Raw genomic sequence first — 11,745 nt, 5'->3', positions numbered from 1 at the left:
AGTCGCCGATGCTCCGCATGGACTCCCTCCTCCGCCTTGCGATGCACGCACCCCAACGCCGCGCGCTGATCCGACGCGAATTGTCAGACACGCCCGAGGGGCGCGACGAACGCTCCGCGATCCGCTGGCTGGCGGCCGCGGCCGGGGCGTCCTGCCGACTCCTCTACCTCCCGGTCGACGTGCACACCCAGCGCGCCCGGATCGCCCAGCGCTGGGCCGCGACCCCGGACGAGACCTTCCCGATGACCGAGGCCGACATCCTCGACGGCCGCGCCCACTTCGAGGAGCCCGACCCCGCCGAACTGGCCGGCCACCACCTCGACCCGCCCCCGGCCCCCTGGCCCGACTGGCACGCCTGGGCCGCCGCCCGCTGGCCGTCCTTCGCCTGACGGGCCCGGCCCGTCTGTGGAGCGGGAGGTCGGACCGGCCGACTTTCCGTTCCGGGCATCAGCCGATCGAGTGAACGGTGTCAGTGGCGTCTGCTGGACTGCACGCAGGACCGAGACGAGGAGGTGGCAGCCGGGATGGGTGTGCTGACCGACTACTTCCGCGCACCTGACGCGGAGGCCGTGGTGCGGGCGTTGGACGCGGCCGACGGCTCACTGGCCGCCGTCCGCGCGGACTTCGACGTGGTCGAGGCCAAGCGGATCGACCCGGGCGTCGTGCTGGCGCAGCTCGTCGCGGCGATCCGGGCGGAGCCGTGGCGGGTCGACCTCGTGGAGGACACGCCGATCTGGCCGACCACCCCGCGCCCCGGCCCGGACGGGCCCCGGGGCGAGGACGATCCGTGGGCGACCGGCCCGTGGGCGTTCGAACTCGACGACGCGACCCGCGACACTCTCGCCGAGCTGCCCGACGAGCGAATACCGGAGGCCGTCCGGCAGTGGGCGGAGGCGGAGGAGTGGGGCGGGGTGGATCCGGCGGATCTCGCCCCACTGGCCGGGGAGTTGATCGCCCTCGCCCGCCGGGCGCGGGCGGCGGGCGAACGGCTGTACTGCTGGATCTGCCTGTAGCGGGGCGGTCCTGCCCTCAGCGGGTGATCGGGGCGGCTCCGGTCGCGGCGAGGGAAACATCCCAGAGGCGGGCCGCCGAACCGGGGTCGAGGGCGTACGCGCGGACGCCGCCGTCGTCCATCGGCTCCCCGGGTGCGGCGACGCGGGCGACCTCGCAGTCCTCCAGGTAGAGCCCGCCGCGGCCGTCGAGGAGCGGGGAGGTCGCCGCCCACAGGCCGGTGGCGGCGCCCTGGGAGGGGGACTTGAAGTCCGCCCCGACGACCACGCCCCGCTCGTCCACCCAGCCGCGGTCGACCTGCTCCCGGAGCGTCAGCTCCCGCTGGAGGCCGGTGATGACCTTGCCGGGGTGGAGCGCGAAGGCCCGGACGCCGTCCGCCCGCCCGAGCACGTCGAGGTGCGCGGCGAACAGCACGTTGGCGGTCTTGGACTGGCCGTACGCGAGCCACTTGTCGTACCCGCGGTGGAAGTGCGGGTCGTGCCACCGGATGTCGGTGAGGGCGTGCCCGGCCGAGCTGTTGACGACCACCCGGGCCCCGCGCGCCGCGAGCAACGGGTGGAGCGCGCGGGCGAGCGCGAAGTGTCCGAGGTGGTTGGCGGTGAACTGCCCCTCCCAGCCCGGCCCGACGCGCCGCTCCGGGGTGGCCATCACCCCGGCGACGGCGAACAGCAGGTCGATGTGCCGGGTGGCCCCGGCGATCAGCTCGGCGGCGGCGCGCACGCTGTCGAGGTCGGTGAGGTCCGCCGGAACGACCTCGCAGCCGTCGAGATGGCGCAGCGCGTCGCGGGCGGGATCCGGCCGGCGGGCCGGCACGATCACCCGGGCGCCGGCCGCGCTCAGGGCCCGTACGGTCTCCAGGCCGAGGCCGGAGGCGCCGCCGGTCACTACGGCGGTCCGGCCGGAGAGGTCGAGGCCGGCCATGACGGCCTCGGCGGTGCTGGTGGCGGAGAAGGGCGAGCCGAGCGGCTGCTGTTCGTCGGTGGTCATGGCGAGGACGGTAGGAGCTGGAGTGCGGTCCAGCTCAAGTCCGTCGCCTCCGAACTAGGCTGGGCGCCATGGCGGGTGACGGGAACGGGGACGGGGACAGGGACGGGAACGGGGACGGCGCGGCGGAGCTGGGCATCGGCGAGGTGGCGGAGCGGACCGGGCTCAGCGTGGACGCCCTGCGCTTCTACGAGCGCGAGCGCCTGCTGGTCGAGCCGGTCCGGCGCACCGCGAGCGGCCGTCGGCGCTACGGCGCGTTCGACGTGGAGTGGCTGCGGATCTGCGTCAAGCTGCGCGAGTCCGGCATGCCGCTCGCCGAGCTGCGGCGCTTCGCCGAGCTGGTGCGACGGGGCCCGGGCAACGAGGCCGAGCGGCTGCGCCTGCTCGACGCCCACCGGCAGCGCGTCGACGAGCGGATCCGGGCGTTGGAGGAGTGCCGCTCGGTGATCACCCGGAAGACCGCCGTCTACGCCGAGCACCTCGCGCGCGGCGAGGCCACCGGCCTCTGGGACCCGACCGTCCGCCCGCACCGGCCGCCCGCACCGGGAGTGCCGGAAGGGCCGGGCGCACCGGAAGGGCCGGGAGCACCGGAGGCACCGGGCGCGTTGGAGGTGACGGAAGAGTCGGCGGAGCCGGAACGCTGGACGGCGGGGGACCTCGCCTCGGCCTTCGCACCCGAACGGTAGGACGGTAGGACGGTAAGGACTGTGGCAACGACGAACGCTCCGATCGAGTGGGCCGGCGACCGGGTGTCCTTCCGGCCCGCCGCCCCGGCGGACACCGGCGCGGTGCTGGACGTGCTGGACGAGGCGGCCGGCTGGCTGGGCGGGCGCGGTATCCGCCAGTGGCCGGACCGCTTCCCGCCCGGGTGGGTGGCCGCGGCGATCGAACGCGGCGAGACCTGGCTGGTGGACGTCGGCGACAAGACCGCCGGAACGGTCACCCTGGACTGGGCCGACGACCTGTGGGCGGACGTCGGCGGCACGGCCGGCTACGTGCACCGGCTCGCCGTCCGCCGGTCGGCCCGCGGCCTGGGCGCGGTGATCCTCGCCTGGGCCGAGGACCGCGCCCGCGAGCGCGGCGCGGCCGCCCTCCGCCTGGACTGCGTCTCCCACAACCGCTCGCTGCGCGACTACTACGAGCGCCGCGGCTTCACCCACCGCGGCGACGCCCGCTGGCTCGGCCTGCCGGGGCAGCCGAAGGAGGACGTCCCGGTGCTCTGGATGAGCCGCTACGAGCGCCCGGTCGCCGATCCCCGGACCTGAATATTTCAGGGCAAGAAATATTCAGGTCCTCGACCGCGTTGGCACCACCGCAGGGCGCGGAGGGACCGCGCGGGAACAGAAGGAGTGCGGCGCCGTGCGCGTGGAGATCTGGAGCGACATCAACTGTCCGTGGTGCTACATCGGCAAGGCCCGGTTCGAACGGGCCCTGGCGGCGTTCCCGCACCGCGACGAGGTGGAGGTCGTCCACCGCTCGTTCGAGCTGGACCCGCACGCGCCGGGCGCGGCCCGGCCGGTGATCCCGCTGCTCGCCACCAAGTACGGGCTGAGCCTGGAGCAGGCCGAGGCCGCGGAGGCCCGGATCGCCGAGAACGCGCGCGGCGAGGGACTGCCGTACCTGGACGAGGGCCGGGACGCCGCGAACTCCTTCGACATGCACCGGCTGCTGCACTTCGCCGCCGAGCACGGCCGGCAGGCCGAGCTGCTGGACGCGCTGTACCGGGCGAACTTCGCCGAGGAGCGCTCCGCCTTCGACCCCGGGCGGCTGGTCGAGCTGGCCGTCGAGGCCGGACTGGACGGCGGGGCGGCGGCCGCCGTACTGGCCGACCCGCAGGCGTACGCGGAGGCGGTGCGCGAGGACGAGGCGACGGCGAGCGCCATGGGGGCGACGGGCGTGCCGTTCTTCGTCCTCGACCGGCGGCTCGGGGTGTCCGGCGCCCAGCCCGCCGAGACCTTCACCATGGCGCTGGAGCAGGCCTGGGCGAGCCGGGTGCCGGCCCCGCTGGTCCAGGTCGGCACGCCCGGCGAGGCCGAGGCCTGCGGGCCGGACGGCTGCGAGCTGCCGCAGCGCTGACCGCCGCCGTCCGCTGGCCGTAAGCCGCTGACCGTCAGCCGGTCTTGCCGATGGTCTGGGTCAGCCAGGTGAACACCGACGGCACCAGCGGCTGCCAGGTGGAGGTCAGGTGCGGGCCGTTGACCTCCACCGGGGTGACCACCGTCGGCGCCTTGGCGTTCTTCTGGAGCGCCAGGGCGTCCTCGAGGCCGTCGCCCTTCTTGCCCGTCGCGTACAGGGCGACGTTGGGCGGCGTCTGCGCGTGCTGGAGCAGGTAGACCGGGTTGGAGACCTCGCGCAGGTGCGCGTCCTTGGCGGTCAGCGAGTCGGACTCGCCCATCGGGTCGTTGTAGCCGGACAGGCTGACGCCCGCGTGGAACCGGTTCGGGTGCCCCAGCGCGAGCCGGACGGCGCAGTGCGCGCCCGCCGAGTAGCCGGCCACCCCCCAGTGCTCCGGGCCCGGCTCGGCGCGGAAGTTGTCCAGCACCATCTGCGGCACGTCGCGCGCCAGCCAGGTCTCGGCGTTGACCTTGCCCGGCACGTCCGCGCAGCCGGTGTCGACGTGGCTGCCGAGCAGCACCACCCGCGGCGAGACCAGGATGAACGGCGCGACCTGCCCCGACTTCATCAACGGCCCCAGCTGCTTGGAGACGTTCATGCTGCCGAACCAGGCGCTGGACGAACCGGGGAAGCCCGCGAGCAGCTCGACCACCGGGAACTTCTTGTCCTTGTAGGCCGGGTCGTCGTACTGCGGCGGCGTCCAGACCAGCACCTCGCCGTCCACCCCGGACACCCGGCCCTTGAGCTGGGTCGTCCGCACGTCCTTCGGCACGGCGTTGTCGTCCACCGGCCCGAACTGCTGCACCACCTTGGGCTGGTCGGGCGCGTTCGCCGCCGCCGTGGCGTCCGCCGGGGGCGGGACGGGCACGGCGCGCACGTGGTTGCCGGTGCCGAGCAGGTCGTCCCAGCTGCCGTACAGCTGGTTGTCGTTGTTCACCAGCACGAACACCAGCGTCACCGCCGTGACCTGGGCGAAGGCCACCATCAGCAGCCGCGCCCCGAACCGCAGGGCCTGTGGGCCGCGCACCCGGTTCCACAGGTACATCAGCAGGCCCACGGAGAGCGGGACGAGGAGCAGTGCGAGGACGAGGAACGGCGTGCCGGTGAGCTTCACACCTGCTGAAACGGAGGGCGACGGGTGTTCGGTTGCACCTGGACGGTACGGAATCACTCAGCAGGGCTCGCCGGTCCGTCCGTTCCTCGTCGACCGGACCGGCTTCCAGTCGTTGTCACCGGCCGCACGGCCCTTGACCTCGCCCGGGAACGGCCGGCCGACGGGCCGACGGGGGCGTTCATCGATTGTCTACCGCCCTGCGCCATGATCGTTCCATGAGGCGCCCCGGGGGATCACGGGCGCGAGGTACGAGAAGAGGCACACGGGGACATGAAGACGAAGAAGACCGTGCGGCACATGGCCATGGCCGCGGCGGCCGGTGCGCTGGCGCTGGCCGGGACGATGGTGTCGGCGGGGACCGCGCAGGCGGACGACAGTGTGGGGATGGACGAGCCCGGGGTCCTCTACCAGGGGGACCGCCTCACCGCCGGTGACACCAGCCTGATCATGCAGGGCGACGGCAACCTCGTCCTCTACCGGGGCGTCCCGAGCGCCCCCACCCCCGTCTGGGTCGCCCCGAAGACCCTCGGCTGCGGTTTCAAGGCGATCATGCAGGGCGACGGCAACTTCGTCGTCTACAACGCCTACAACCAGCCCTGCTGGGCCAGCAACACCTTCAAGTCGAACCCCGCCGGCAAGGCCACGCTGGTGGTCGCCAACAAGGGCGGGCTCGCGATCGCCCTCACCAACCCGCCCTCCCACGGCGTCGAGTGGGCGAGCCTGCGCAGCTCCGACCTGTACTGACGCCGGGCCCCGCCGCTCACCCCCGCCGCTCACCCCCCGCCCGCCGGCCCAGCGCGCGGGTGAGGCCCAGCGCGCGGGTGAGGCGCGGCGCGCGGGCGTTCAGCACGGATGGACCACGGGCACCGAAGACACCGAAGGAAGACACGGGACATGAGGACGAAGAAGACCCTCCGCCACGCGGCGCTGGCCGCCGCGACCGCCGCGCTCGCCCTGGCCGGGATGGTGGCCACCACCGGCACCGCCCAGGCGGCGCTCGAACAGGGCAACGGCTACAAGGCGATCTACGACGACGAGCCGCTCTACCCGGGCTGGCACCTCGACTCCCTGACCACGCGCGTCATCATGCAGCCCGACGGCAACTTCGTCGTCTACCAGAACGACGGCAGCGGGCAGTTCACCAAGGTCACCTATGCCAGCAACACCGTCGGCTGCGGCTACAAGGCCGTCATGCAGTCCGACGGCAACCTCGTGGTCTACTCCGCCAACGGCGGCGTCTGCTGGTCCCTCGGCACGGCCGGCCACCCGCACGCCAAGCTGATGGTCTTCGACGCCGGCCGCTCCGGCGTCCACTGGAACGGCGGCATCATCCCCCGCAGCAGCAACGGCGGCGACTCCAACACCGTTCCCCTCTCCTCCGACCTGTACTGAGGCCGCTGAGGCGGGCTCACCCCCGCCCCGCGAACCACCGCACCAGGTCGGCCACCGACCACTGCGGGCGGGCCGCCAGCCGGGTCGCCGCCGTCCGCAGCAGGACGGGCAGGTACCCGCAGAGCGCGGCCAGCCCCGCCACCGCGTCCGGCTCGCGGCGGATCCGCTCCGCGCCCACGATCCGGGCCAGCAACTCATAGGCGTCGTGCGGCTCCAGCGGTCCCACCGCGAGCCGCACGGCGCAGCCGGGCAGCGCCCCGGGCTCGGCTCCCGCCACCACCACGGCGCAGCCCGGCACCTCCGGGAGCAGCAGCCCGGGGTCGGCCACCCCGTCCAGCACCACCAGCACCCGCCGCCCGGCGAGCAGTTCGCGGTAGCGCGCGCCGAGTCCGGCGACCCCCGCGCCGTCACCGGGCCGCTCCCCCAGGGCGCGCAGGAAGCCCGCCAGCACCGCACCGGCCTCCCCGCCGGCCGCGTACAACTGCCCGTCCGGGAAGGCGTCCTGCACCGTGTGCGCGACGTGCACGGCCAGCGCCGAGGCCCCGCTGCCGGACGGCCCCGACAACCCCACCACCGGCGAGCCGCCCGCCCGCAGCGCCCGCTCCGCCTCCCCCAGCAGCCCCGCCCGACCGACCAGGTCGGGAATGTCCGGCGGCAGCTGGCACGGCCGGGGCAGCGCCCGGGCCGCCGCCGGCGGCTCCCCGCCCCGGACCCGTTCGGCCAGCTCCGCCACCGCGGCCCCCGGTTCGAGGCCCAGCTCCCGGTCCAGCCGCTCCCGCAGTTCCTCGTACGCCGCCAGCGCCTGCTCGGAACGGCCGCAGCGGTGCAGCGCCAGCAGGTGCAGCCGGTGCGCCTCCTCGTCCAGCGGGTACGCCCGCGCCAGTTCGCCCAGCGGCTCCAGCGCCTGCTCGTGGCCGCCGAGCGCGAGGTCCAGGTCGTACCGCACCTTGAGCGCCGCCAGCCGCCCGGCCGCGAGCCGCTCCCGGGCCCGCTCGGCGAGCGGACCGGGTACGCCGTCCAGCGCCCGCGGCCCCTCCCAGGCGTCGAGCGCCCCGACCAGCAACTCCCGCGCTCGCAGCGGATCCCGGTGACGCAGCGCGACGGCCTCGGCCACCGCGGCCTCGTACCGGAACAGGTCCACCGCGTCCCGCGGCACCGACAACCGGTACCCGCCGGCCGCCGCGACCAGCAGCCCGGGCGCGTCCAGGGCCCGCCGCAACCGGTGTGCGTGGGTGCCGATCTGGCCCACCGGATCCTTCGGCCAGTGCGCGTCGTCCTCGCCCCACACGCCCTCGACCAGCCGGTCCGTCGACACCAGCTCCCCGGGGGCGAGCAGCAGCGCCGCCAGCACCGCACGCTGCTGCGGCCTGCCGAGGTCGGCCTCACGGCCCTCGCACCGGGCGCGCAACGGCCCCAGTACGCGGAAATCGAGCTCCACTCCCCACCCTCTCGGAATTCCGGCGTCCAGGGCACAATCTGTGAACAGAGCATAGAAGCCGGGACTTGGGGGCGCCGCCGTCCGGACGGAAGTGGCGAGAATCCGGCACGGGACGAATCAGGAAACGGGACGACATGGTGGACATCGGGGGGACCGGACTGCGCTTCGCGCTGCTCGGCCCGCTACGGGCCTGGTACGGGACGGAAGAGGTGGAGCTCGGCCGCCCGCAGCAGCGCGCGCTGCTCGCCGTGCTGATCGGCGCCGCCGGGCGGACGGTCGCGACCTCGGTGCTGGTCGAGGGGGTCTGGGGCGGCACCCCGCCGTCCGACCCGCGCAAGGCCGTCCAGCTGGCCGTCTCCCGGCTGCGCGCCGCCTTCAGGCCGCACACCGCGGGCGACCCGGACCAGCTGCCGCTGCACCGCGTCGGCGACGGCTACGCCCTGCGCGCCGCCCCCACCGACGCCCAGCAGTGGCAGGCCCTGCTCGCCGAGGCCGAGCACCTGCGCCGGGCGGACGCGCCCGGGCAGGAGGTCCGGGAGGTGCTGCGCCGCGCCCAGCGGCTGTGGGCCGGCGAAGCCCTGGCCGGGCTCCCCGGGCCGCACGCCGAGGCGCTCCGGGCCTGCCTCGCCGAACAGCGCATCTCGGCCAAGGAGACCCAGCTCGAACTGGACGCCGACCTCGGCGACCGCACCGACCTCACCGCCGAGGCCACCGCGCTCGCCCTCGAACACCCCGGCCGGCCCCGGCTCACCGCCGTGCTGATGCGCGCCCTCTACCAGGCCGGACGCAAGGCTGAGGCACTCGCCGTCTACGAGGACGCCCGCCCCGCCCTGCCCCCGCACGACCGGGCCGCCGCCGAACTCCAGCTGCGCATCCTGCGCGAGGACACCACCCTGCTGCCCGCCCGGGCCGCCGGCGCCGACCCCGAACCCGCCGCCGAGCCCTGGCAGGCGCCCGACCAGCTGCCCTCCGGACTGCCCGACTTCACCGGCCGCACCGAGGAGCTGGACGCCCTCACCGAGCGGCTGGCCGGGGCCGGCGGGCGCGCCGTAGTGGTCTCCGCCCTGGACGGCATGGGCGGCGTCGGCAAGACCGCCCTCGCCGTGCACACCGCCCGGCAGGTCCGCGCCCGCTTCCCCGACGGCCAGCTCTTCGCCGACCTGCGCGGCGCCGACCGCACCCCGCCCGACCCGGGCACCGTCCTGGCCGGCTTCCTGCGCGCCCTCGGCGTCGCCCCCGGCGAGATCCCCAACGACACCGGCGAACGCAGCGCCCTCTACCGCTCGGCCCTCGCCGGGCGGCGCGTCCTCGTCGTCCTCGACAACGCCGCCACCCTCGACCACGTCGAACCGCTGCTGCCCGGCGCGGCCGGCTGCGCCGTCCTGATCACCAGCCGACAGCGGCTCACCGGCCTCTCCGGCGCCCACCACCTGCGCCTGGACACCCTGCCGCCCGCCGAGGCGCTGGAACTGCTCACCCGGATCGTCGGCGCCGACCGCGTCGCCGCCGAACCGGCCGCCGCCGAGGACGTCGTACGGGCCTGCGGGCTGCTGCCGCTCGCCGTCCGGATCGCGGCCTCCCGGCTCGCCACCGACCCCGGGCTCACCCTCGCCGCCCTCGCCGAAGGGCTGCGCCGCGAACACCGGCTGGCCGAACTCAGCGACGGCGAGCGGACCGTGGAGGCCACCTTCGCCCTCTCGTACCACCGCCTCGACCCGGAACTCGCCCGCGCCTTCCGCCTGCTCTCGCTGCCCGACGCCCCCGACCTCCCGCTGCCCTGCGCCGCCGCGCTGCTCGGCCGCACCGAGGACGAGGCCGACCAGCTGCTGGAGAGCCTCGTCGACCTCAACCTGCTGCACTCCCCGCGCTTCGGCCGCTACGGCTTCCACGACCTCGTCCGCGACTACGCCCGCGGCCGGCTCGCCGCCGAGGAACCACCGGCCGAACACACCGCCGCCGCCGACCGGCTCACCGACTTCTGCCTCGCCGCCGCCCGCAGCGCCGACCGGGCCGCCCGCAAGGCCGAGGACGCCGAACTCAGCCTGCTCCGCGCCCCCGTGACCTCCCCCGGCGTGCCCATCGCCGACGGCCAGGAGGCCGTGCGCTGGATGCGCGAGCAGGCCGAGGTGCACGCCGCCGCCATCGCGCTCAGCTGCGCCGACCCCGCCCTGCCGCTGGACCGCGCCGCCGAACTCGCCGACCGGATGGGGGCCGTGCTCGCCGAACGCACCCAGACCGGCGTCATCGTCGACCTCGCCGGCCGCCTCGCCGACGAGGCCGAGGCCCGCGGCGAACACGGCCCGCTCGCCCTCGCCCGCTACCTGCGCGGCGCCATGCTCTGGCACGTCAACCACTACGCCGAGTCGGAGGCGGAGCTGCGCCGCGCCGTCGACCTCTGCACCACGCCCGACACCGAACGGATCCTCGCCAAGGCCCTGGTCAACCTCGGCGGCAACGCCCGCGTCCACGGCCGCCACGCCGAGGCCGCCGAACACACCGGCCGGGCCGCCGAACTCTTCCGCCGCCTCGGCGCCGAACGCGCCGAAGGCAGCGCCCTCGGCGAGTTCGCGTTCAACGCCGCCCAGACCGGACGCCTCGCCGAGGCCCGGGAGGCCGCCGAGCGCGGCGCCCGGCTGATGACCGCCGCCGGACCGGTCTCCGCCGCCACCGGCCGCTACTACCTGGCCCGGGTGCTGCGGCTGTGCGGGGACGGCCAGGCCGCCCTCACCCACGCGCTCGGCGCCCGGGACGAGTTCGCCGCCCTCCAGGTCACCGTGTTCGAGGCCGCCGCCGGGGAGCTCGCCGCCCGGATCCACGGCGAGGCCCGGCGCTGGCTGCTCGCCGCCGACGTCGCCGAGGCCGCCCTGCCGCAGGCCCGCCGCACCAGCCCCGCCCTGGAGGCCGGGCTGCTGCGCACCCTCGGCACCGCCCTCACCGGCCTCGGCCGCCCGCGCCAGGCCCGGGCCTGCCTCACCGACGCCCTGGAGGGCTACCGGCGGCTCGGCCTCGACGAGGACGCGGCCCAGGTCAGCGCCGTACTGGCCGAGTTGGGGTGACCGGCCCCGGGTGATCGCCCGCTACGCGCGTTGACCGCCTGTCTACCGCGGTCCGGGACCGTACTCCTCATCCGGCCCCGGACCGCGGCACCCGCCGCCCCGGGGCGACACCCCGAGGAGAGGCGCGAACCATGACCACGCTCGTGCACGGCGGCCGGGTCCTGACCCCCGCGGCAGCCGACCTGACCGGACCCGGCGTCGACTTCCGCACCGAACTGCTGACCTCCGTCAACTTCCGGCGGGTCCACTCCGGCGCCCGGCTGCTCGCCCCGGACGGGCGGCTGGACGCCGCCGCCCAGCGCCACGCGGCCGATCTCGCCGCGCACGACCTCCTCCAGCAGGACGGCACCGACGGCAGCACGCCCTGGCGCCGGGTCCGGGCGGCCGGCTTCGCGTTCCGCTTCGCCGCCGAGCTCATCGCCCCGGCCGACAGCGTGCCCCAGGCCGTACAGCTGTGGATGAACAGCCCCCGGCACCGTGACGCCGTGCTCGACCCGCGCTTCAACCACCTCGGCACCGGCTTCGCCCCCGGCCGCTCCGGCGCCCCGGGCCGCTACGTGCTGACCCTCGGCCAGGTCTGACGGCCAGGGTCCGACGCCCACCGCTCACCGCACCCCACCCGAAGGAGAATCCCG

Annotated in this window: 10 protein-coding genes and 2 pseudogenes; 9 read left to right on the top strand and 3 right to left on the bottom strand. The window is 75.4% G+C overall.

What is annotated here, in order from left to right; all coding sequences use genetic code 11:
• Positions 1 to 101: 101 nt before the first annotated feature.
• Positions 102 to 389, top strand: a pseudogene (locus AB0F71_RS37400) (AAA family ATPase); the annotation flags it as partial.
• Between the two features lie 135 nt (positions 390 to 524).
• Positions 525 to 1,013, top strand: coding sequence for a hypothetical protein (locus AB0F71_RS37395; RefSeq protein ID WP_360244914.1), 489 nt, complete (start codon positions 525 to 527; stop codon positions 1,011 to 1,013).
• Between the two features lie 16 nt (positions 1,014 to 1,029).
• On the opposite strand, the gene AB0F71_RS37390 is transcribed toward AB0F71_RS37395, so the two are convergent.
• A complete protein-coding gene (locus AB0F71_RS37390) occupies positions 1,030 to 1,998 on the bottom strand; it encodes an oxidoreductase (protein WP_360244911.1) in 969 nt (322 codons plus the stop codon).
• Positions 1,999 to 2,066: 68 nt separating this feature from the next.
• On the opposite strand from AB0F71_RS37390, the pseudogene AB0F71_RS37385 reads away from it, so the two are divergent.
• The 3 genes and pseudogenes from AB0F71_RS37385 to AB0F71_RS37375 all read left to right on the top strand — a co-directional run.
• A pseudogene (locus tag AB0F71_RS37385) lies at positions 2,067 to 2,513 on the top strand (MerR family transcriptional regulator); the annotation flags it as partial.
• A gap of 189 nt (positions 2,514 to 2,702) precedes the next feature.
• On the top strand, positions 2,703 to 3,260 hold the full coding sequence (locus tag AB0F71_RS37380; RefSeq protein ID WP_360244908.1) for a GNAT family N-acetyltransferase: 558 nt from the start codon (positions 2,703 to 2,705) through the stop codon (positions 3,258 to 3,260).
• A 94-nt stretch (positions 3,261 to 3,354) separates the two neighbouring features.
• Positions 3,355 to 4,071, top strand: a complete 717-nt coding sequence (locus AB0F71_RS37375) for a DsbA family oxidoreductase (protein ID WP_360244905.1) — start codon at positions 3,355 to 3,357, stop codon at positions 4,069 to 4,071.
• Between the two features lie 34 nt (positions 4,072 to 4,105).
• Here AB0F71_RS37375 and AB0F71_RS37370 read toward each other — a convergent pair whose 3' ends face one another.
• Positions 4,106 to 5,224, bottom strand: a complete 1,119-nt coding sequence (locus AB0F71_RS37370) for an alpha/beta hydrolase-fold protein (protein WP_360244902.1) — start codon at positions 5,222 to 5,224, stop codon at positions 4,106 to 4,108.
• Positions 5,225 to 5,494: 270 nt separating this feature from the next.
• Here AB0F71_RS37370 and AB0F71_RS37365 point away from each other — a divergent pair, with 270 nt between their 5' ends.
• Positions 5,495 to 5,968 carry a hypothetical protein gene (locus tag AB0F71_RS37365; protein ID WP_360244899.1) on the top strand — a complete coding sequence of 158 codons (474 nt, stop codon included), beginning with the start codon at positions 5,495 to 5,497 and terminating at the stop codon, positions 5,966 to 5,968.
• Between the two features lie 150 nt (positions 5,969 to 6,118).
• Positions 6,119 to 6,616, top strand: coding sequence for a hypothetical protein (locus AB0F71_RS37360; RefSeq protein ID WP_360244896.1), 498 nt, complete (start codon positions 6,119 to 6,121; stop codon positions 6,614 to 6,616).
• Between the two features lie 16 nt (positions 6,617 to 6,632).
• On the opposite strand, the gene AB0F71_RS37355 is transcribed toward AB0F71_RS37360, so the two are convergent.
• A complete protein-coding gene (locus AB0F71_RS37355) occupies positions 6,633 to 8,054 on the bottom strand; it encodes a BTAD domain-containing putative transcriptional regulator (protein ID WP_360244893.1) in 1,422 nt (473 codons plus the stop codon).
• Positions 8,055 to 8,188: 134 nt separating this feature from the next.
• Between AB0F71_RS37355 and AB0F71_RS37350 the strand changes: the two genes are divergently transcribed.
• On the top strand, positions 8,189 to 11,110 hold the full coding sequence (locus AB0F71_RS37350; protein ID WP_360244890.1) for a BTAD domain-containing putative transcriptional regulator: 2,922 nt from the start codon (positions 8,189 to 8,191) through the stop codon (positions 11,108 to 11,110).
• Positions 11,111 to 11,241: 131 nt separating this feature from the next.
• Positions 11,242 to 11,691 carry a CAP domain-containing protein gene (locus AB0F71_RS37345; protein WP_360244886.1) on the top strand — a complete coding sequence of 150 codons (450 nt, stop codon included), beginning with the start codon at positions 11,242 to 11,244 and terminating at the stop codon, positions 11,689 to 11,691.
• The last annotated feature ends 54 nt before the right edge of the window (positions 11,692 to 11,745 follow it).

It is taken from the genome of Kitasatospora sp. NPDC028055 (assembly GCF_040637885.1).
In the GTDB taxonomy this organism is placed as follows: Bacteria; Actinomycetota; Actinomycetes; order Streptomycetales; family Streptomycetaceae; genus Kitasatospora.
Note: the sequence above shows the minus strand (reverse complement) of the source record. Positions and strands in the feature narration are given on the sequence as shown.